The sequence below is a fragment of the Vibrio inusitatus genome (genome assembly GCA_024346935.1).
GTDB classification, from domain to species: domain Bacteria; phylum Pseudomonadota; class Gammaproteobacteria; order Enterobacterales; family Vibrionaceae; genus Vibrio; species Vibrio inusitatus.
Map to the genome: position 1 here is coordinate 2,284,440 of AP024878.1, position 22,366 is coordinate 2,306,805.

19 protein-coding genes are annotated in these 22,366 nt (G+C 43.7%); 2 read left to right on the forward strand and 17 right to left on the reverse strand.

Going from position 1 to position 22,366, the window contains the following annotated elements; all coding sequences use genetic code 11:
* Positions 1-177: 177 nt before the first annotated feature.
* The 8 genes from OCU48_RS10510 to ubiT all read right to left on the reverse strand — a co-directional run bounded on the left by OCU48_RS10510 (position 178) and on the right by ubiT (position 7,673).
* Entirely contained in the window at positions 178-951 is a 774-nt protein-coding gene (locus tag OCU48_RS10510; protein WP_141345413.1) for a TatD family hydrolase, read from the reverse strand.
* Between the two features lie 97 nt (positions 952-1,048).
* The gene (gene prfC / locus OCU48_RS10515) at positions 1,049-2,638 is read right to left on the reverse strand and encodes a peptide chain release factor 3 (protein ID WP_141345412.1); all 1,590 of its coding nucleotides are present in this window, start codon (positions 2,636-2,638) and stop codon (positions 1,049-1,051) included.
* Positions 2,639-2,744: 106 nt separating this feature from the next.
* Positions 2,745-3,728, reverse strand: coding sequence for an FAD-binding oxidoreductase (locus OCU48_RS10520; RefSeq protein WP_141345411.1), 984 nt, complete (start codon positions 3,726-3,728; stop codon positions 2,745-2,747).
* Between the two features lie 67 nt (positions 3,729-3,795).
* Positions 3,796-5,457: a hydroxylamine reductase gene (hcp, locus tag OCU48_RS10525; protein WP_141345410.1), complete on the reverse strand. Its 1,662-nt coding sequence runs from the start codon at positions 5,455-5,457 to the stop codon at positions 3,796-3,798.
* A 341-nt stretch (positions 5,458-5,798) separates the two neighbouring features.
* Positions 5,799-6,242 carry a ribosomal protein S18-alanine N-acetyltransferase gene (gene rimI / locus OCU48_RS10530; RefSeq protein WP_141345409.1) on the reverse strand — a complete coding sequence of 148 codons (444 nt, stop codon included), beginning with the start codon at positions 6,240-6,242 and terminating at the stop codon, positions 5,799-5,801.
* The gene (locus OCU48_RS10535; RefSeq protein ID WP_244312294.1) at positions 6,235-6,636 is read right to left on the reverse strand and encodes a DNA polymerase III subunit psi; all 402 of its coding nucleotides are present in this window, start codon (positions 6,634-6,636) and stop codon (positions 6,235-6,237) included. The genes rimI and OCU48_RS10535 overlap by 8 nt, the downstream gene beginning before the upstream one ends.
* A 7-nt stretch (positions 6,637-6,643) precedes the next feature.
* Positions 6,644-7,147 carry a GNAT family N-acetyltransferase gene (locus OCU48_RS10540; protein ID WP_141345407.1) on the reverse strand — a complete coding sequence of 168 codons (504 nt, stop codon included), beginning with the start codon at positions 7,145-7,147 and terminating at the stop codon, positions 6,644-6,646.
* Positions 7,137-7,673, reverse strand: coding sequence for a ubiquinone anaerobic biosynthesis accessory factor UbiT (gene ubiT / locus OCU48_RS10545; RefSeq protein ID WP_141345528.1), 537 nt, complete (start codon positions 7,671-7,673; stop codon positions 7,137-7,139). Before ubiT ends, OCU48_RS10540 begins: the two co-directional genes overlap by 11 nt.
* A 193-nt stretch (positions 7,674-7,866) precedes the next feature.
* On the opposite strand from ubiT, the gene ubiU reads away from it, so the two are divergent.
* Together ubiU and OCU48_RS10555 are read left to right on the forward strand one after the other, a co-directional pair.
* Positions 7,867-8,880, forward strand: a complete 1,014-nt coding sequence (ubiU, locus tag OCU48_RS10550) for a ubiquinone anaerobic biosynthesis protein UbiU (RefSeq protein ID WP_141345406.1) — start codon at positions 7,867-7,869, stop codon at positions 8,878-8,880.
* 14 nt (positions 8,881-8,894) lie between these two features.
* Positions 8,895-9,776 carry a U32 family peptidase gene (locus OCU48_RS10555; protein ID WP_141345405.1) on the forward strand — a complete coding sequence of 294 codons (882 nt, stop codon included), beginning with the start codon at positions 8,895-8,897 and terminating at the stop codon, positions 9,774-9,776.
* Between the two features lie 11 nt (positions 9,777-9,787).
* Here OCU48_RS10555 and OCU48_RS10560 read toward each other — a convergent pair whose 3' ends face one another.
* The 9 genes from OCU48_RS10560 to infB form a co-directional block, all read right to left on the reverse strand.
* Positions 9,788-10,795: a LacI family DNA-binding transcriptional regulator gene (locus OCU48_RS10560; RefSeq protein WP_141345404.1), complete on the reverse strand. Its 1,008-nt coding sequence runs from the start codon at positions 10,793-10,795 to the stop codon at positions 9,788-9,790.
* Positions 10,796-10,814: 19 nt separating this feature from the next.
* Positions 10,815-11,825 carry a LacI family DNA-binding transcriptional regulator gene (locus OCU48_RS10565; protein ID WP_141345403.1) on the reverse strand — a complete coding sequence of 337 codons (1,011 nt, stop codon included), beginning with the start codon at positions 11,823-11,825 and terminating at the stop codon, positions 10,815-10,817.
* A gap of 301 nt (positions 11,826-12,126) precedes the next feature.
* Complete coding sequence (locus OCU48_RS10570; RefSeq protein WP_141345402.1) at positions 12,127-13,431, reverse strand: carbohydrate porin; 1,305 nt, start codon at positions 13,429-13,431, stop codon at positions 12,127-12,129.
* A 443-nt stretch (positions 13,432-13,874) separates the two neighbouring features.
* Positions 13,875-14,786 carry a lipoprotein NlpI gene (gene nlpI / locus OCU48_RS10575; protein ID WP_141345401.1) on the reverse strand — a complete coding sequence of 304 codons (912 nt, stop codon included), beginning with the start codon at positions 14,784-14,786 and terminating at the stop codon, positions 13,875-13,877.
* 119 nt (positions 14,787-14,905) lie between these two features.
* Positions 14,906-17,029, reverse strand: coding sequence for a polyribonucleotide nucleotidyltransferase (gene pnp, locus OCU48_RS10580; RefSeq protein ID WP_141345400.1), 2,124 nt, complete (start codon positions 17,027-17,029; stop codon positions 14,906-14,908).
* A gap of 347 nt (positions 17,030-17,376) precedes the next feature.
* Positions 17,377-17,646: a 30S ribosomal protein S15 gene (gene rpsO, locus OCU48_RS10585; protein WP_141345399.1), complete on the reverse strand. Its 270-nt coding sequence runs from the start codon at positions 17,644-17,646 to the stop codon at positions 17,377-17,379.
* A gap of 564 nt (positions 17,647-18,210) precedes the next feature.
* Entirely contained in the window at positions 18,211-19,161 is a 951-nt protein-coding gene (truB, locus tag OCU48_RS10590; protein WP_141345398.1) for a tRNA pseudouridine(55) synthase TruB, read from the reverse strand.
* The gene (gene rbfA / locus OCU48_RS10595; RefSeq protein ID WP_141345397.1) at positions 19,161-19,556 is read right to left on the reverse strand and encodes a 30S ribosome-binding factor RbfA; all 396 of its coding nucleotides are present in this window, start codon (positions 19,554-19,556) and stop codon (positions 19,161-19,163) included. Before rbfA ends, truB begins: the two co-directional genes overlap by 1 nt.
* 110 nt (positions 19,557-19,666) lie before the next feature.
* A complete protein-coding gene (gene infB, locus OCU48_RS10600; protein WP_141345396.1) occupies positions 19,667-22,363 on the reverse strand; it encodes a translation initiation factor IF-2 in 2,697 nt (898 codons plus the stop codon).
* Between the last annotated feature and the right edge of the window lie 3 nt (positions 22,364-22,366).

A 22,366-nucleotide genomic window follows, 5' to 3' on the forward strand; every position in this document is an offset into this window, starting at 1 on the left:
ATGTTTAAAAAAAGATGTAAAAAGTGTCTAAAACGACGGCGATTATACAGTTCAAAAAATAGTAAAACTGGTCACCGCTCACATTTGCGCGAGATTCTATACGCAAACGTTTACCTTAATATTGATCAATGTCACATTTTTCAATCTAAGTTCAGTGTTTGTTGTATCTAAATGAAACTAATCTGAAAACAAGTGAATACTGTTTTTCCATATCTGCTCTGCCAGTATAGAAGGGTTCTCTGACCTAAGAGCAGCTAAGTGATTAAATATTATAGGTATTAAGTGTGGCGAATTGGGTTCACGTTGCCGCCCAGAAATCCTCATATCAGGAGCATCCGTCTCCAATACAATACTATCTAGTGGTAGCTTTGCTATTGCTTCGCGTGTTTTTTGTGCAGTTGGCCAAGTAATCACACCCCCGACGCCGATTTTCAAGCCCAAATCGACAAATGCTTTAGCTTGTTGATAATTACCGCTAAACGCATGAACAACACCAAGATTATCTCTCAGCCTGCTTTTTAAAGATTCTTGAATATTATGATGTTGCTGGACAGAGTGTATGACCAGGGGAAGTTGCAACTGTTCAGCTAAATCAACCTGAAAACTAAACACAGATGACTGAATTGAAATAGGAGTATCAATGCGTTTGTCTAAACCACACTCTCCGATAGCCGAAATGGATTCTCGATGTTTAAACGCTAAACGACGAAGGCACTCAAGATCTTCATCAACAGTTTGTTGGTCTATCAAGGACGGTAAAAAACACGGATGTATACCAAGGCCAACACGAAGGTGTTCGCTTGCCAAACCAAGTACAGACTTCCAATTGTTAGGCCCAACACTAGGAACAAAGAATCGAGCGAGATTATTCTGATTAAATAACTTGTTATACCTCTCTTGTTGAGAGATGAATTCAGAAAAATCTAAATGGCAGTGCGTATCGAACCACATAAGTCACCTATAACAACAATCGTTCTTCTAATCCTATCTCATGTTCTCGATTTCGAAGTAAAAAAAAGCCAGTTGCATGCAACTGGCTTTCAGGAAATTAGTGCTCGCGAGTAGCGCGGAACTGAACGTCAGGGAAACGCTCTTTGGCTAAGTTTAGATTCACCATTGTTGGAGCAACGTAAGAGAGGTTATCTCCACCATCCAATGCAAGGTTAGTTTGGTTCTTGCGCTTAAACTCTTCTAGCTTCTTAACATCGTCACATTCAACCCAGCGAGCTGTTGCCACGTTAACGCCTTCGTAGATAGCTTCAACGTTGTATTCCGCTTTCAGACGAGCTACTACCACATCAAACTGAAGCACACCCACCGCGCCAACAATCAAATCGTTGTTTTGTAGTGGACGGAACACCTGTACTGCACCCTCTTCAGAAAGCTGTACCAGACCTTTTAGAAGCTGCTTCTGCTTCAATGGATCTTTTAGGCGAATACGACGGAATAGCTCTGGTGCGAAGTTAGGGATACCAGCAAATTTTAGCGCTTCACCTTGAGTGAAGGTATCGCCAATTTGAATGGTGCCGTGGTTATGTAAACCAATGATATCGCCTGCATACGCTTTTTCTGCGCGAGCGCGGTCACCCGCCATAAAGGTTACAGCATCTGAGATACTGACCGTTTTACCCGTACGCACATGATTCATCTTCATGCCTTGTGAGTAAGTACCCGATACAATACGCATGAAGGCAATGCGGTCACGGTGTTTAGGATCCATGTTTGCTTGAATCTTAAATACGAAACCAGAGAATTTTTCTTCATCTGCAACGACTTTACGCTCGTTTGCTTCACGAGCTTGCGGACCCGGTGCCCACTTGGTTAGGCCGTCAAGCATATGATCAACACCGAAGTTACCCAATGCAGTACCAAAGTAAACAGGCGTTAATTCACCCGCAAGAAACAACTCAAGATCAAACTCTGGACAAGCACCAATAACAAGCTCTAGCTCTTCACGCACACTTTCAGCTAGATCATCGCCTACTGCTACATCTAGCTCAGGGTTATCAAGTCCTTTAATGATACGGACTTCTTGGATCTCATGACCATGGCCAGATTCATACAGAATCGTCTCATCACGATGAATATGATAAATACCCTTAAACTCTTTACCGCAACCAATAGGCCAAGTGATAGGCGCACATGCCATCTTGAGTTCGCTTTCAACTTCATCCAAAACTTCCATTGGATCACGTACGTCACGGTCCAATTTGTTCATGAAGGTAACGATTGGCGTGTCACGCAGACGCGTAACTTCCATTAGTTTACGCGTACGATCCTCGACACCTTTCGCTGCATCGATAACCATTAAACAAGAGTCTACTGCGGTTAGAGTACGGTAGGTATCTTCCGAGAAGTCTTCGTGTCCTGGAGTATCTAGAAGATTTACTAGACAGTCGTTGTAAGGAAACTGCATCACAGAGGTCGTCACCGAGATGCCACGCTCCTTCTCCATCTCCATCCAGTCAGATTTTGCGTGTTGGTTCGAGCCACGACCTTTTACCGTACCTGCTTTTTGGATCGCGTTTCCGAATAGCAAAACTTTTTCGGTAATGGTTGTCTTACCCGCATCCGGGTGAGAGATAATCGCAAACGTACGGCGCTTGCTCACTTCTTGCTGAAATGGACTATTTGTCATGTTCGAATTCTTTAGTTGGTACACTGGCGAAAATTGGCGCTATTTTCGCTGATTCTGCGCCATTTCACAATCTATCTATAGAATAATACCAATAACAACAAGTTAATCAGCCAATTTCAACAAACATATCGTCGTTAACTTGGCTAGCACAGGCAAGAAAATACCCTTGCTCTACGTCTTCCTCACTTAAAGCACCAGTGGTAGAACTTACCACTTTGTCTTTGTCACCTTTACAACGACAGCTTCCACACACACCTGCACGGCAAGCAGCGAAGATAGGCAGTCCTTCTTTCTCTAGCGCCTCAAGTACCGTTTCATCATCAGAGATAGTCACGTCTGTGCCATTAACACTTAACGTATGAGATTGTGCATCTGAACCTGTGGCTACTTTTTCGATAGCCGCATGAAACTGCTCATGATGAACTTGCCCTTCATCAACACCTAGAGCCTCAAACCAAGTTTTAGCCGATTGCATGTAAGCGTCAGGCCCACACATCAATACGGTACGAGAGGCAACATCGCTGACTTGTGATTGCAGAAGCTCTTGAGTTAAACGTCCATGATACAGATCTAACTCATCTTCGCGGCTCACAGCCCAAATCAGATTCAAATTTGAGTACTGCATCGCAAGTGTCTCTAGCTCTTTCACATATATGCGATCACTCGGCGTACTGGCACTGTGGATAAAGACAATATCCGCATTAGGATCTTGTGCTAATCGAGCTTGTAGCATTGAATAAACAGGCGTAATCCCACAACCAGCACTAAGCATCAACAATGGCTGTTCATCTACTAACTGAATATTAAAATCACCTGTAGCGCTTGCACTGTGTAGGCTATCTCCCACTAAAAAACGTTCCGCTAGATAGTTCGATACCACACCACCGGCTACGCGCTTAATCGTAAAGCTGCATTGCTTTTCTCCCGGCATAGATGCCAATGAATAACAGCGTTGATGGGTTTTTCCATCAATATCCACTTCGAGAGGCAAAAATTGCCCAGGAATAAAATCAATATCACCACTGGTTTCAAACCAGTAAGTCGTTACATCAGCAGTATCTTGTCGAATGTCAGTACAGGTCAATTGCATCTTTAAAACTCATTGTCAGCAGTTAAAAAAAGAGGAGCTAAGCTCCTCTTAGTGGTGGCTACTAGGATTAACCTAAGATATCAGCCAGATCTTGTTCAACCGTAGTGGTCAAACGAAGACCCGTTTGCTCATTAAGGTGATTAAGCAGGTTCGTAGTTAAGAATGCTGGCGCAGTAGGCCCAACACGAATGTCCTTGATACCTAGAGCTAGCAAGGTAAGCAGAATAGCGATGGCTTTTTGCTCAAACCAAGACAAAATCAGAGATAAAGGTAGTTCGTTGACACCGCACTCGAAGGCCTCCGCTAAAGCAAGAGCCAATTGAATTGCAGAGTAAGCATCGTTACATTGACCCACATCCAATAAACGAGGAATGCCATTCACATCACCAAACTCGAGGTCGTTAAACTTAAATTTACCGCAAGCAAGCGTCAGGATCAGCGTATCTTGAGGTGTCGCTTTCGTGAACTCAGTAAAGTAGTTACGCTCTTTTTTGTCACCATCACAGCCACCGACTAGGAAAAAGTGACGGATATTACCCGCTTTCACTTGTTCAATAACTGCAGGAGCCGCTTCCATTAGAGCATTGCGAGCAAAGCCCGTGGTTGTGTATAACGGAATTTCGTCAAATTTGAAGCCTTCACACTCCAATGCCTTGTCAATAACTGCAGAGAAATCATGTCCAGTGTGATGCTCAACACCAGGCCAGCCTACGATGTTACGAGTGAACATACGATCAGCATAGCCGTTAGTTTCTGGATTAATCAGACAGTTAGATGTCATTACGATAGCGCCAGGGAAGTTAGCAAATTCTTTTTGTTGGTTTTGCCAAGCACTGCCGTAGTTACCGACTAGGTGTGAATATTTACCACCCAATTCTGGGTACGCGTGTGCAGGAAGCATCTCACCATGCGTGTACACGTTGATGCCTTTGTCTTGTGTTTGTTCAAGGATGTACTTCAGGTCAATAAGGTCGTGACCCGAGACCAAGATCGCCTTGCCTGCGATTGGCTTCATGTTTACTTTTGTTGGTACTGGGTGACCAAAAGCTTCTGTTTCACCAGCATCTAGCATCTGCATAACGCTGTAGTTCAAGTGACCACACGCCATAGCAAGCTCTAGCAACTCATTCATTTCGCTTGGGTTCTCACCCAGGCGAGCCATAATGCGGTGATACTCAGCGTAAACTTCATCATTTTGCTGACCAAGGATACGTGCATGCTCCATGTAAGCCGCGACACCTTTCAGGCCGTAAAGCGCAAGTAGTCTTAGGCCCATGATATCTTCACCCACTTCACCCACATCATGATTAAGTGCGGCATCCGTTGCTTTGCTTAGCAATGTCACTTTTTCAGCTTCGATAGTGAACTGGGCTGCACCTTCAAGAACCTGGGGCTCCACATTTTGTACCAAACAAGCCGCCTCGTATGCCGCTTTTAATTTAGCTTTGTAAGCAAGAGCTTGTTCTGTGTATTCAATCAGACGTGCATCATCAAAGTTTACGTTGGTTAGGGTTGCGAAAAATGCTTGTGGTACATATGCATCAGCTTCTGAATCTACAACGCCTAAACTGCGAGCAGCATTTGCGTACGCACTCACACCTTGAAGGATGTAAATCAATACATCTTGTAGATCAGAAATCTCTGCTGTTTTACCACACATACCCATGGCGTATTGGCAGCCATTGGCAACTGGGGTTTGCATTGTTTGCTCACATTGAATACAGAACATTTCGCCTTCCTTTAAATGATATTTAAAATACATGTTATGAGCGCGAAATATTAGACCTTCTTCAATGCTTAAAGAAGTATTTTAATTACAACTTAATATCGAAATGATCTAGATCAAAAAATACCATCAATGAATGAGAAGCAGTCTTATTTAACATCAATCACTATAAGTAAATAGCGCAGTAAAACCACTTAATAACTAGCGAGGCTGAACAGTTATTTGTTGCGGTTGGTATAAGTATGAGGCGGGAAAAATAGGTAGAGCTATCGTGAGTCAATGCAGAGTAAAAAAAAGATCGAAAAAATCGCTACTAGCTTAAGCGGTAGCGATTCTTAGAGAGATTAAAGGCAGAGATAGCTCATGATAATCGCATCTTCACGACCACCAGCAGTTGGGTAGTAGTTATTACGCCTATCGACTTCATTAAAGCCAGCATTAAGGTATAGCGATTGTGCTCTTTGGTTTGATTCACGAACCTCAAGCCAAATACTTTCAATCCCCTTTTGCTCGCACATTTCAATAAAGCCTTCTACCAACTTACGACCAAGCCCTTGGCCTTGGCAATGCGGATCGATAGCGATATTAAGCAAAGTCACTTCACCTACAATATTTTGAGCATAAAAATACCCCACAACTTGATCATCTTGGACAAAAGCAAAGTGCATAGCACCACGACTCGCCAAATCATCAATCATGGAGCGTTTCCAAGGATGAGAGTGCGCCTTAGATTCTATCTGCCACACCTTTTCAAGGTGCGGTTGGGCTAAAGGGATAAGGTTAAGCATTAGCTTGAATTTGATTCCATAGTTGGCGACGGTTTTGATTGTTTCCGTCAATCTCAGAGAGTGCGGGAGAGGCAATGAGCTTCACGCCATCGAGTGGCAGTGAAACACAATCACTGAACCACAACCACTGTAAAGAATGTGCACCTAACTGCTGTATTTGATTTGGGTAAAGATGGCGACAATCATCAAGATCTAATTGCATTGCTTTCAATACTTTCTGCAGAAATTCAGCATAGTGCCTGGAAGGCACCTGAGGTGACACAAACAGTAGCTTCACCGAGCCGTCGAGCGAGATCTCTGGTTGTTGGTAGCCTTGTAGTTTCTCAGGGTGAGCAAGTTGCCACTCTTGTATGTCCATTTCGGCCAGAAATGCAGAGGATATATTCGATTTCAATGGAGCCTCAGAATTGATCAAATTCTTCACAGTATTCAATAAGACCAGAAAGGCCCTCAAAGCTTTCGCCAGTAAGATCTAACACCTGAAAAACGCCTACCGGTAAATCCCATTGACAACGAAAGCGATTCTTTTCAGCGCACGAGAAGCCAAAGCGAGAGTAATAATCAGGTTCGCCTAAAACGACACACGCTGAATAACCAAACTCCAACAGCGAATCCAGACCTTCTTTGATCATTTTTTCAGCAATGCCTTGATTGCGATAATCTTCATGCACAGCCACAGGTGCTAAACCCTGCCAGCCATAATCATTCCCAGAAAGCGTTACTGGTGAAAATTGAGCACAGCCAATCACTTTCCCTTCATCATCACTTGCCACGATACTTAGGGTGATCTTGCCATTTTCTCTTAGGCTATTTACTAGCTTAGATTCAGCGTCTGTCGGAAACGCGTGTTCCAGAAGAGCGAGAATTCCAAGATTATCTGCAGGTGCTTCCGTTCTAATAAGCATTTCCAGTCTCTCTCACCGAGTTTGATGATAATTCAGTTGAATTCTGAACGCCTTTAGAAACAAATGTCGCTAATTGCTCCAGGCCAACTTTCACTGTTTTTGGCAGTGCATCTAAATCAACACTGTCCATTAAGTTCTTAACTTCTAACCCTAGTTCAGTATCACCTTCAATGCTCAAACGGCGTTGGAAAAACAAGGTGTCCGGATCTTCTTTTCTTCCTGCTATGAGAACCAGATCATTCAATGAGCCACTAAAGCTAACATGATGTTCAACAGGCTCAACACTCACCAATAACTGTCCGTCATCACAACTGATGAACCAGCTAAGATCCAAATCGCTAACTGACACTTTGAGCCACTTCCCCTCAAGAAACTCAAAATCACCATCCTCTAACGCTTCTTTAAAAACAAGCTTGAGTCCCTCTAATAAGGTCATGCTTTGAATCTTTGCAGGCATTAATTTGGCTGGAATGCGGAAAATGGTCGCTGCATTTGCGACTAATTGCTGTCTAACTCTCTCAAGCACGATTACTACTCTCATCCATAGTTTGGTGCTCATCATACTGAATTGCACAAATAAATGAACTGAGTTTGGTCAAACTACAATGTGAGGTGATTGAAATTCGTACAGACGAATAACAAAACTGCCCCATATCAATTACCGGTTCATTACCACTAGATACACTACTTCACTATTTGCTCAGTAAATTATCAGAATTATGGAACTACTCTGCCCAGCGGGTAACCTACCTGCACTGAAAACGGCCATTGATTGCGGAGCTGATGCGGTTTATGTCGGCTTTAAAGACGATACCAATGCCCGTCACTTCGCTGGTTTAAACTTCAATGGTAAAAAATTCGAAAAAGCGGTGCAGTATGTGCACAACGCCAACAAGAAAATTCATGTTGCACTCAATACCTTTGCCCAACCATCTGGGTTTGAGCGATGGACCAACGCTGTCGATATGGCAGCACAAAACGGCATAGATGCACTCATTGTTGCGGATATTGCAGTATTAGAATATGCAGCAAGACGCTACCCTGAACTTGAGCTTCATCTGTCGGTTCAAGCTTCAGCAACTAACGTCGCGGCCGTTGATTACTATCACAGTAATTTCAACATTAAACGCGTCGTTCTGCCACGAGTACTATCCATCCACCAAGTAAAACAACTTTCTAGAAACCTCACCTCTGATGTAGAACTCGAAGTTTTTGCCTTCGGCAGTTTATGCATCATGTCCGAGGGTCGCTGTTATCTCTCTTCTTATTTGACCGGTGAGTCTCCAAATACTGTTGGCGCATGCTCTCCGGCTAAGTATGTTCGTTGGCAAGAAACCGATACAGGTCTAGAATCGCGATTGAATGAGATCCTGATTGACCGCTATGGAAAAGGTGAGAATGCCGGCTACCCAACTCTGTGCAAAGGTCGTTTCAATGCCGCAGTTGAAGGTAAAAACAAGCTTTACCATGCCCTAGAAGAGCCAACAAGCCTCAATACTTTATCGTTACTCCCTGAACTATTTGCAGCCAACGTTGCATCTGTAAAAATAGAAGGCCGCCAGCGTAGCCCTGCTTATGTTGAACAAGTAACCCGTACTTGGCGATCCGCCATTGATGCGTATCAGCGAAACCCAGAAAACTATCAGGTGCAACCTGAATGGGATAGAGCATTAGCCAATGTATCTGAAGGCACCCAAACGACCCTTGGTGCTTATCATCGTAAATGGCAGTAGTAGGAGAAATTAACATGAAATACTCATTAGGCCCTCTACTCTATTTTTGGCCAAAACAAGATGTAGAAAGCTTTTATCAGCAAGCGCAGCAATCTAACGCTGACATTATTTATTTGGGTGAGTCGGTTTGCTCAAAACGCAGAGAAATAAAACCAAAACATTGGTTTGATATCGCTAAAGAGCTTGCCGGCTCAGGTAAGCAAGTCGTGCTATCGACTATGGCGTTGCTAGAAGCACCAAGCGAAGTAAACATCATGAAGAAATACATCGATAACGGTGATTTCGCTATTGAAGCCAATGATGTGTCTGGGATACAGCTTGCCCATGAAAAAGGCGTGCCCTTTGTCGTTGGACCAGCCATCAACACCTACAATGCACACACCCTTAATCTATTTCTTAAACAAGGGATGACCCGCTGGTGTATGCCTGTAGAGCTCTCCCGAGATTGGCTAGCGAACACCTTAAATCAGTGCGATGAAATTGGCATTCGAAATAAGTTTGAGGTTGAAGTGTTCAGCCATGGCTACCTTCCTCTGGCTTACTCTGCACGTTGCTTTACTGCTCGTGCAGAAGACAAAGCAAAGGATGAATGCGAAACTTGCTGCATTAAATATCCAACAGGCCTAAAGGTAGATAGCCAAGAGGGGCAAACGGTATTTAATTTAAACGGTATTCAGACTCAATCGGGTTACTGCTACAACCTAGGCAATGATATCCCATCAATGCAAGGCTTGGTGGATGTTATCCGTCTGAGTCCACTAGGCGTAGAGACCTTAGGTCATCTTGATACCTTTAAAGCAAATGAAAAGGGCAATAGCCCAATTGTAATTGAAGATCGCCAATGCAATGGCTATTGGCATCAAATTGCTGGTCTTGAATTACGCAATAGTCATTAAGCTGAAACTCGTTAGGTTGATTGCCTGACGAGCAATTCTATCGGGGGAAGTCGCGGCTTCAGTTGCTTCCCCGCCTCTAAGAATCGCACCATAGACTCAGCACAGATTGCACCTATTTCTTCAATGGGCTGGCGCATAGTAGTCAACGATGGAGTGAAATAACGAGAAGTGGCGAGATCATCAAACCCAATCACTGCAATGTCTTCCGGCACTCGTAGGCCTTTGTCATGAATAGCTTTAATAGCACCGTAGGCTGTTTGATCGTTAGCGGCAAAAATAGCGGTAAATGAGGTGCGCGATTCAATAAGCTCTATCGTTTTTTTATACCCCAGCTCAGAACCAAAATCCCCTTGCTTAATCAGTTGTGGATCAATATTCAAACCTGCTTCTATTAAAGCTCGTTTATATCCTTCACAACGCGTCACACCATCGGGTTGTTCCTGCACTCCCTTAATGTGCGCTATTCTCTTGTGCCCCTTTTGCAGCAAATGCAAGGTAGCCATATACCCACCAATGGTATTATCGATACAAAGTGAGTGTACATTGTGTCCGGATATTCGATAGCCTACGGCAATGACAGGGATCGTCTTCGCATATTCCTGAATATGCTCATCTTTTAGATTTCCCATCACCGCAATAACTCCATCTACCCCACTTTTCTTTAAGTACTCCAACCCATGTAACTGGTTTTTTATCTTCCAGTGCCCAGCAGCAATCAAGGTGGAGTAACCATAGGAAAAGAGCACCTTTTCCATGTCTTCAAGGATTCGAGTGTTATGGGGACTTTCGGGGTTTTGCACTAGCACGCCAATGGTTCGACTACCCAAAGCAGACGACTTACTGTTTTCTGCTTGTGATTGGTAACCTGTTTTACGAATGGCCTCTAAAATCTGTTTACGTTTATCTTCTGCAACAAAAGTGGTTTGATTCAAAAATCGAGAAACTGTGCTTGCAGAAACGCCCGCCTCTTTGGCTACCTGATGTACTGTGACTTTCTTTTTTACCTTAGATATATCCATAGTAAAGCTCACCTGATCTCTATGAATGAATCAGCGACTTTTCTACAACAGAGTCACGGATCACCAATGAAGGTAATAAACGATAGCGTACTTGAGTTTGGGTTTTATTCAGTTTTTGGAACATCAACTCTACCGCCTCCATACACATTTCTTTAATCGGAAAACTAACGGTTGTCAGAGCTGGCGTTAAGTAACGAGCAAAATTAACGTTATCAAAACCAATCAACGAAATATCGTCCGGTACAGAAATCCCTTCTTCGCGAAGCGTCTCATACGCACCAAATGCCATATGATCATTGCAAGCAAACACCGCAGTAAAACCGCGTTCTCTGCGAAGCAGTTTTGCCATTACGGTTTTGCCTGAAGTCTCGGTATATTCGCCTTCACACACTAGCATTTCATCGTAGGCAATATCCGCTTCTTCAAGGGCTTTGCGATAACCTAATAATCTGGCTCTAGCATCTGCTTCTGATAACGGTCCTGAAATGCATGCTATTGAGGTGTGACCTTGTTTAATTAAGTGTTGAACGGCAATACGGCCGCCAAGTTCATTGTCAATATTGATACAGCTACGAGGTAATTCTGGAATTGTGCGATTTAAAACAACTAAAGGGACACCTTGATCTTCTAGATTGATCAAATAGTCATCGGTAAGATTTGGGGTAAGCAGTATGATGCCATCCACTCTTCGCCCGAGTAAAAACTCGATGGACTCTTTTTGGCAGTGTTCTGAAGACTGTCCTGAGGTCACTATGGTGTGATAACCGTAACGGCTAAGGGTGCTTTCAATATTATTAAGGATCTCAGAATAAAAAGGTCCACCTAGTTCAGGAACAATTATCCCAATACTGCCTGTACGAGTATTACTCGGAGTACGACCAAAAGCGCTAAGTTTATATCCTAGCTCTCGAATCGCCTTTTCTACCTTTAATTTTTTGGTATGACTAACTCGAGTTGTACCGTTTACCACTCGAGATACCGTTGCTTGAGACACTCCGGCCAGTTCAGATACATCCTTAATTGTTGCCACATTTACCTCCAACCAAAAAGAAAGCGCTTTCTCGGGTTGAGACAATATCAATGAAGTGGCATAAATTTAAGGAAGAGGATCACAGGGTGAGGATCTTGAACAAAAAGATCTCTAGAAGTTTGAGCGACATAACGCTTTCAAGTATGAAACAGAGGTAACACCTCAGAGTAAAGGCATTAAAACGAGAAAAATGGGCACTAATTGCGCCCAACCGACGGGAGTTATTTTGTCGAAAAATGGTCCCTCCAAGGGAAAAGGGACCAATTGAAGAACTTACATCAAATTAACAATAGGCTAGTGTTTACCACCAAGCTTCGAACATAGCACCAACAGTTAGTGTATCTTCGTCGCGAGTTGTCCAAGTACTTGGGTCATCAGATTGACCACCAGTGTACTCATTATCAGAGTTACCCACTGTCGCATAGAAGCGAAGCATTGGACGAGACCAAGTTTCTGGACCGATTGCAATGTTTTGAGACAATGTTACTTTCCAAGATTGGTTGGTCGCATCGATATCATCATAATCAACAACGCTGTAACCACCTTCTAACCATGTAGAGTGAACATCATTCCATTGGTACGTTGGACGAACAATGACGTTGTAGTTTGCACGATCTTCTACTGCATCACCAGTTAGTGATTGGTACGCTGCTTGATACTGGATACCAGCGTTGTCTGTTAAACCAAAACCACCACCAAGGCTGAATAACAATGCTTCTTGATCTTCTGCTAGGTCAAATACACTGTCTTTTGCGTTATCAGAGTAACGTACAATGAATTTTTGGCCTGAGAACTTCACTTCTGCAGCTACTTGATAAGCACTATCGGCAGCATCAATAGTTGGGTCATTGTCAATTTTTTCAGAGTGGAAACCGTAGTTAGCGTAGAAGGCTAAATCAACATCACCAGTATTGAAACCATGGAACTTAGAAGTTGCGGCATAACGGCCGTTGTCACCAACCATTTCGCCATCAACTTGACCTACAACAGAGAAGTCAAACTTCATTCCGCCAAAGTCCATGTTGTAGAAACCGGCACCTTGACCATCGTGCATCATCCAGAAGTAATCATCTAGATCGGTTTGCGGACGTTGATGGAAGTCACGACCAGCCCAAATGTATAGGTCTGGTTGAGATTCAAATACGTTTGATGCACCAGCGTACAATTTCTTAACCTGAACACCACCGTTAGTTGCCCAAGAAGCATCAGACCAATGGTCGACCATGAATACGATATCCCAGATTGCGCCAGCATCACTTTCAAATGCTTTAGCAAATTGGATCTCACCACCATTTTGTTCATTACCTAGACGACCTGTTGCATTTGCGTTTAGAGAGTCATGGGTACCAACGTACAGTGAGTCGCTACCTTGGTAGCCAGCACCGTAACGAGCATAACCAGAAAAAACGATACCCAAAGGAACTTCAGACTGAGCATTTAATACCGCTGGTTGTTGTGTGTCGTTAAATTCACCGCCAACACGAGCTTCAAGCTCAGCAAGACGAGCTTCCATCGCATCGATGTCGTGATTATCAGCGATTGCACCAGCAGAAGCTAGGGTACCAGCCACGGCTAGGGATAGAGGTAAGAGTTTAAAAAGTTTCATGTTATTTCCTAATTTTTTTGTTATAGGTTTTATGTCCACGAAACAAATGTTATCCAATGAAAGGGATGAAAGTTCAGCGGTGCCTCACAATGAAACACTGATGGATATTCCATGAAATATTCATCAACTGAAACAACATCACCTACCCTTTAAATACAATGACTTACTAGAAAAAACAAAAAGAACACAATCTAGAGAAAGCGGTTTCATTTCATGAGATAGCAAGAAATGGTCACAAAAATATCAGGGAAAGAAATGAATTTTCAGTCTGTTTCTTTCATAAATTTCATATTTTTGAAAATTATGAAAGAGATGCGCGTGATAACGCCGATGAATGAAACGATGGCTATGGTGATGGGAATAAAAATAAAAAATACCGCCTCAATGAGAACGGTATTTATAAGAGTGTAGAGACAGAAGTAAGTTCAATAAGATTACATCAACTACTCATTTTCTTGCGATATTTGCTCTAGTTGTTGTTTTCGCTCTGCACGAATATCAGAAAATATCCGCCCCAGCTCTAAAAACGCATATCTGTGTTCAACATACTCATAAACGTTCAGACTTAAAGAGAGCTTATACAAACTAACTGCTTCTGCGTATTCGCCTTTAAGCTGATGTCGTTTCGCAAGATAGAAGTACGCCTCAGTTAAGCGTTGAGCTAAGGTGAGATTGTCTTTTGCTCCGGCAGCAACTTCCATAAATGCATCATCTTCTGGCACTTCATCAAGCATCAAACCTACGAGAACCCATCCCCACTCTTGGTCTCGATTAGCATAGCTTTTACTCAGTTTCTCCAGCGCTTGTTGCTGGTTAGTTTCATATTCAATGATATAAAGCCACAGTGCGCGAAACGGGTCACTTGGATCATCATTGTAGTGGCGAGTGATTTCCTCTAGAGCCAAATCAGTTCTATCACCGTAGTAAAGCGCAATTGCCCTGTTACGCTCTGCATACTGATTATTCGAGTCTAACTCCAGAGTAGAGTCAAACGCTTCGTAGGCTGCGTCGTATTGCCCTACCTGAGTAAAATAAACACCAAGTAGATTGAAGATATCCGGTTGGGCCGGATTTATAGATAAGCTTTGGTTAAAGTCGTAACGAGCTAACTCACGTAGTCCTAGGCTATCGTAGTAGACACCACGCTGAAAATGCAGTTCAGCCCTTTCTTGATCATTAATATCATTACGCAATAGTAATTGCGTTGTACGAGCAATCTGCACTTCTTGTTGAATTGAAGGCTGCAAGGGAACGGCCATTGGTGGTGGCGCCCACTTTTGACTTTGACCGCCAATGCTTGAACAGCCGGACATCATCATTACCGCACCAGCTATCAGCACACTAAACCATTTCACGAAATACTACCTCCATGTGGATCTTCGAATTCGAATCATATTCCTTTAGCATAGAAAAAGAGGAGCTAAAAAGCTCCTCTTTATTTACACATACATCGATTTTTTCTTAAAAATCAATATTATTCAGCGGCTGGTGCTGCGTCATCTGCTGCAGGAGCTTCAACAGCTTCCTTCATGCTTAGACGTACACGACCTTGACGGTCGATCTCAAGAACCTTAACTTTCACTTCTTGGCCTTCAGTTAGGTAGTCAGATACTTTCTCTACGCGCTTGTCAGCGATTTGAGAGATGTGTACTAGACCATCTTTACCAGGAAGGATAGTAACGAACGCACCGAAGTCAGCTAGACGAGCAACTTTACCAGTGTAGATAGTACCTACTTCTACTTCAGCCGTTAGCGCCTTGATGCGGTCGATTGCATCTTGTGCTTGCTCGCCAGAAGTTGCAGCGATCTTCACTGTACCGTCGTCTTCAATTTCGATAGTTGTGCCAGTTTCTTCACAAAGTGAACGAATTACTGCGCCGCCTTTACCTATAACGTCACGGATCTTCTCAGGGTTGATCTTCATTTGGTGAATGCGTGGAGCGAACTGAGAAATCTCTTCACGGTGACCAGCGATAGCATCATCCATTACAGATAGGATGTGCTTACGTGCACCTTGCGCTTGGTTAAGAGCAATTTGCATGATCTCTTTAGTGATACCTTCGATTTTGATATCCATCTGCAGTGCAGTGATACCGTCGTTAGTACCGGCTACTTTAAAGTCCATGTCACCAAGGTGATCTTCATCACCTAGGATGTCAGAAAGAACAACGAACTCTTCGCCTTCTTTAACTAGACCCATTGCAATACCTGCAACAGACGCTTTAATTGGTACACCTGCATCCATAAGAGCAAGAGAAGTACCACATACAGAAGCCATTGAAGAAGAACCGTTAGATTCAGTGATTTCCGATACAACACGAACTGTGTATGGGAATTCTTCAACAGAAGGCATTACAGCTGCAATACCACGCTTAGCCAGTTTACCGTGGCCGATTTCGCGACGCTTCGGAGAACCAACAAAACCAGTTTCACCTACACAGTACGGAGGGAAGTTGTAGTGCAGTAGGAAGTTATCTTTACGCTCGCCTGTTAGCTCGTCGATGATTTGTGCATCACGTTGAGTACCAAGAGTTGCAGTAACGATAGCCTGAGTTTCGCCACGAGTGAATAGCGCAGAACCGTGAGTACGTGGAAGAACGCCAGTACGTACATCTAGAGCACGAACCATGTCTTTTTCACGACCATCGATACGAGGGTTACCCGCGATGATGCCACGACGTACTACTGTCTTCTCTAAATCATGGAAAATAGTGTGGATTTCTTTTGGGTTAAGCTCAGCGTTTTCAGCAAGTAGAGTCGCTTTTACTTCGTCGCCAATCTGATGGATACGATCATAACGCGCCATCTTTTCAGTGATTTGGTAAGCTTCAACTACTTGTGTTTCTGCTAGTTCAGCAATCTTGCTTACAAGCTCAGTGTTTTCAGCTGGTGCTTCCCAGTTCCAAGAAGGAGTCGCTACTTCTGCAGCAAACTCATTGATTGCTTGGATCGCAACTTGTTGTTGGTCGTGACCGTAAACAACAGCCGCTAGCATTTCTTCTTCTGTTAGGTTGTCTGCTTGAGATTCAACCATAAGAACAGCGCCTTCAGTACCAGACACAACTAGGTCTAGCTTAGAGCTTTCTAGTTCAGTCATTGACGGGTTAAGCACTAGCTCGCCATCAATGTGAGCAACACGTGCTGCACCGATAGGACCGTTGAAAGGAACACCAGAAATAGACAATGCAGCAGAAGTTGCAAGCATAGTAACCATATCTGGTTGTACGTCAGGGTTAACAGACATTACTGTCGCGATAACCTGAACTTCGTTCTTGAAGCCTTCTGGGAATAGAGGACGAATTGGACGGTCGATTAGACGAGCCGTTAGTGTTTCGCCTTCTGAAGGACGACCTTCACGCTTGAAGAAACCACCAGGGATTTTACCCGCAGCGTATGTGCGCTCTTGGTAGTTTACTGTAAGAGGGAAGAAATCTTGGCCTTCTACTGCTTCTTTCTTAGCAACAACAGATACGAATACAGATGTATCGTCCATAGTCGCCATTACTGCTGCGGTAGCTTGACGTGCAATTACGCCAGTCTCTAGAGTAACCGTGTGGTTACCGTACTGGAAAGTCTTAACAACTGGTTTTTCGAACATTCTTGTTTCCTTGTTCCATAGCGTTTCAGCTATAGAAAAATTTAGTGAAAACCCAAAACACTACCAATCGCGACTAGTAAAAATAGACTAAAGAAAGGTTCTTGAATCTACTTGTAATAGTCGCGACCTAGTGGCCGACATCTGTGACTGTAATGTGTTGGGTCGGTAGCTATTTGTGAAAATACAAATAACGAGGCGTAGTATAAACTACTTGGGTTAGATTTTGTAATCTAGAGCGGAAAAAGCTGAACTATACCTGTAAACACGGTATTTAGGACGGGACACAGATACAAAAAAAGGAGCCATAGGCTCCTTTTTCTTTCAAACTGCTGAGCGCAGTCGCTTAATTAGCGACGTAGGCCTAGACGTTTGATTAGCTCTTGGTAACGACCAAGATTCTTACCTTTAAGGTAGTCTAGAAGCTTACGACGGCTTGATACCATACGTAGTAGGCCGCGACGGCTATGGTGGTCGTGTTTGTGGTTAGCAAAGTGACCTTGAAGGTGGTTGATAGAAGCAGTAAGTAGTGCTACTTGAACTTCTGGTGAACCTGTATCGCCTTCAGATTGTGCGTATTCTGCAACGATTGCTGCTTTAGTTTCTGCATTCAGAGACATGAATCTCTCCTGATAAGAGTAAGTTTAAAAGTTGTAGCGCCAATCTCTGATTCAGCCGCTACGCGAAGCGCGAATTATACGGATAAGATTCTTCTAAAGCAAGGATATAATTTCAGCTATCAGCTATCAGCTATCAGCTATCAGCTATCAGCTATCAGCTATCAGCTATCAGCTATCAGCTAGTTTTTACACAAATGAGATTAGTTCAACTGTTGATTCTAAGTTCTGCGTGGATATTAACAAACGTATGCCGAACAAACCGTCGTCCCCGAGCGCTTCTATCGGGGACCTTGACAGTAGTATTGCTCAAAAACAGATGCCCGATAAAAGCACTCGGGCATGACAAATACACTAGCAAGAGACAAGCTATCAGCTTGTTATTACACAAGCTAGATTAGTTTCAATTGTTGATTCTAAGCTCTGAGTGGATATTAACAAACGTATGCCGAACAAACCGTCGTCCCCGAGTGCTTCTATCGGGGACCTAGTCAGCAGTATTGCTCAGAAACAGATGCCCGATAAAAACATTCGGGCATGACATATACACTAGCAAGACAGAGGCTATCAGCTATCAGCTTCTTCGCGAAACACAACTAAACGTTTAGGTGCAATGCGTCCATCATCGTCGATTTCAGCAACACCAATGAAGGTTTTCTCTTCACCCGAAGTCATGCGAACCACGCCTTCTGTAGGAGCACCAAAAACTTGAACCGGTTGTCCATGCTGAACCATATTGGTTAACTCTGGAATCAGATTTACTTCAGGCAAATCCTCTACAGCAGTATCCATTGGCAGTAATAGTTCATCCAATAGTTCTTTTGGTGCAATCTCTTCAGCATTGGCTTTTTCAAGTAATGCTTGTAGTTGCTCTAATGTCACCATCTTTTCGTAAGGGTATTTAGCAACACCAGTACGACGTAGGTAGTTAACATGAGCGCCACAGCCTAACATCTCGCCAAGATCATCAACGATAGTACGAATATAAGTGCCTTTAGAGCAATGAACCTCTAGTTCAACCTCGTCGCCTTCAAAACGAATAAGCTCAATCTCATAGACGGTAATTCGACGAGATTCACGCGGCACTTCAATACCTGCGCGAGCATATTCGTACAAAGGTTTGCCTTGGTATTTTAAGGCAGAGAACATCGAAGGAACTTGATCTGTTGTACCACGAAATGATGCAATTGCTTCAAGCAGTTGCTCTTTAGTAACCGCAACAGGGCGAGTTTCTACCACTTCACCATCTGAATCAGAGGTATTAGTACGTTCACCTAATTTTGCAATAGTGCGATAGCGTTTATCTGAGTCCAATAAGAACTGAGAAAACTTAGTCGCTTCACCTAAACAGATAGGTAGCATGCCAGTAGCTAGAGGATCAAGAGCTCCTGTGTGGCCTGCTTTTTCTGCAAAATAAATGCGTTTTACTTTTTGCAGTGCATCATTTGAAGAGATCCCTGTTGGTTTATCCAACAGAACGACGCCGTTGACTGGACGGCCTTTACGACGTCTTGCCATTACTCTTCGTCCTCACGACCTGATTCAGCTTTCTTCTTAGCATCTTTAGATACAACTTCACTTACTAGGTTTGACATGCGCATGCCCTCAACCAGAGTGTTGTCATAAACAAAGCGAACTTCAGGTGTTAAACGAAGGCGGATACGTTTACCTAGCATCATGCGAATCTCAACTTCATGCTCTTGAAGAGCAGCAAGGCAAGACTCTGGCGTTTGGTCACCCACGCAGAAGAAGGTAACAAATACTTTAGCAACCGCTAGGTCACGAGACACTTCTACATCTGAAATGGTGACCATTCCAATACGAGAGTCACGCACTTCACGCTGTAGCAATACAGCGAGCTCTTTTTGCAACTGTTGCGACACACGTTGTGTGCGGCTAAATTCTTTTGACATTGCTTTTCTCACTTTAGAAAAAATAATGAGGGGCATAAGCCCCCCATGGTGTATTCAACAACCATCATCTTCAAAACTAGGTTCGAAGATGATTTTAGTCAACATGTTGATTAGTCTAGCGTACGCTGGATTTCAACGATTTCGAATACTTCGATCTGGTCACCAACGCGAACATCATTGTAGTTCTTAACGCCGATACCACACTCGTAGCCATTCTTAACTTCTTGAACGTCATCTTTGAAGCGGCGTAGAGATTCTAGCTCACCTTCGTAGATTACAACGTTTTCACGAAGTACGCGGATTGGGTTGCTACGCTTAATCACGCCTTCAGTAACCATACAACCAGCGATTGCGCCTAGTTTAGGTGACTTAAATACGTCACGAACTTCAGCAAGACCAATGATTTCTTGTCTGAATTCTGGAGCAAGCATACCGCCCATCGCTTGTTTAACTTCGTCAATCAATTGGTAAATGATTGAGTAGTAACGAAGGTCTAGGTTCTCGTTTTCAATAGCACGGCGAGCAGATGCATCAGCACGAACGTTGAAGCCAAGAATGATAGCGTTAGATGCTGCAGCAAGTACTGCATCAGTTTCAGTGATACCACCAACACCAGAACCTACGATGTTCACTTTCACTTCTTCAGTAGAAAGTTTACGTAAAGAATCTGCGATAGCTTCCACAGAACCCTGTACATCAGCTTTAAGTACAACGTTAAGCTCAGCAACTTCACCAGCTTCCATGTTAGAGAACATGTTCTCTAGCTTCGCTTTCTGTTGACGTGCTAGTTTCACATCACGGAATTTACCTTGGCGGTAGTTCGCTACTTCACGAGCTTTACGCTCATCACGAACAACAGTAGCTTCGTCACCTGACGCAGGAACACCAGATAGACCGATGATTTCTACAGGGATAGAAGGACCGGCTTCTGTGATTTCAGCACCGTTCTCATCGCGCATTGCACGAACACGACCGTATTCTTGACCACAAAGTAGGATATCGCCCTTATTAAGCGTACCAGACTGAACAAGAACCGTTGCAACAGGACCACGACCTTTATCAAGGCGAGATTCTACAACTACACCAGATGCCATGCCTTCTGCTACAGCTGTAAGTTCAAGAACTTCAGATTGTAGAAGGATAGTTTCTAGTAGACCTTCGATGTTAGTACCTTGTTTCGCAGAGATGTGAACAAACATGTTCTCACCGCCCCACTCTTCAGGGATAACGTCGTATTGTGCTAGTTCGTTCTTAACGTTGTCTGGGTTTGCACCCTCTTTATCGATCTTGTTCACTGCTACGATCAATGGAACGCCAGCTGCTTGTGCGTGCTGAATCGCTTCCACAGTCTGTGGCATTACGCCATCATCTGCAGCAACAACTAGAACTACGATATCTGTCGCTTGAGCACCACGAGCACGCATTGCAGTAAACGCTGCGTGTCCAGGAGTATCCAAGAAGGTAATCATACCGTTATCAGTTTCTACGTGATAAGCACCGATGTGCTGGGTAATACCACCCGCTTCCGCATCAGCAACATGTGCTTTACGAATGTAATCAAGTGTAGAAGTTTTACCGTGGTCAACGTGACCCATGATAGTAACAACAGGTGCACGTGAAACAGACTCAAGTGAGCTGTCACGGTCTGACATTACTGCTTCTTCAAGTTCGTTCTCTTTACGAAGAACCACTTTGTGACCCATTTCTTCAGCAACTAGTGCTGCAGTTTCTTGGTCGATTACTTGGTTGATAGTCGCCATAGCGCCCATCTTCATCATAACCTTGATTACTTCAGTCGCTTTCACTGACATCTTATTAGCCAGTTCAGACACAACGATAGTTTCGCCGATCGCAACGTCAGCTTTCGCTACTGTTGCTGTCTTATCAAAACCTTGCTGCATTGAAGTAGGTTTAGCTAGCTTGCCTTTACGACCACGTTGACCGCGTTGGTTACGTTGGTTGCCACGAGCATTTGAGTTCGCGTTAGCATCAGCTGGCTTTTTCTTTTTCTTCTTACGCTGGCCACCGCCATCTGCACGACGGTCAGCTGCATCTTCAGCTTCACGAGCGTAAGTAGACGTAGTTACGTGGTAGTCCGTAGTCTCGGTCTTCTTGCTTTGTTCTTCTTTTGCCCAGCGCTCTGCATTTTCTTCTGCAAGTTTACGTGCGTCTTCAAGAAGTTTTTCAGCTTCCTGTTCTGCTTTACGCTTAGCTTCTTCTTCTTGGCGACGTTTTAGGTCAGCCGCGTCTTTTGCTGCTTGATCTTTCACTTTACGCTCTTCAGAGTCAATTTGTGGAGCTTCTGCTGAATTAGCTTTTGCCTTAGCAGCCGCTTCTTGTTTCGCTTTTTCTTCAGCGTCACGTTTTGCTTTTGCTTCTGCTTCACGCTGTGCTTTTTCTTCAGCATCGCGTTTCGCTTTCTCTTCAGCTTCGCTTTTAGCTGCAGCTTCTGCTTCTAGGCGCGCTTTTTCCTCAGCTTCAAGACGAGCTTGCTCATCAACAGAGCTACGCTTCACGTAGGTACGCTTCTTACGTACTTCTACTGTCACATCCTTGCTCTTGCCGCCGCCAGCTGCAACACTCAGTGTGCTACGCTTCTTACGTTGTAAAGTTAGACGAGTTGGTTCAGACTCACCAGACGTATCACCATGTTCTTTCTTAAGGTGCGTCAACAATGTCTGCTTTTCTTCGTCAGTCACATTGTCGCTAGAGTTCTTTTTCAGACCTGCGTCTTCGAGTTGTTCAATTAAGCGCTCAACCGGCGTACCAATTTCTTCACTTAGGGCTTTAACTGTAAGTTGTGTCATGCA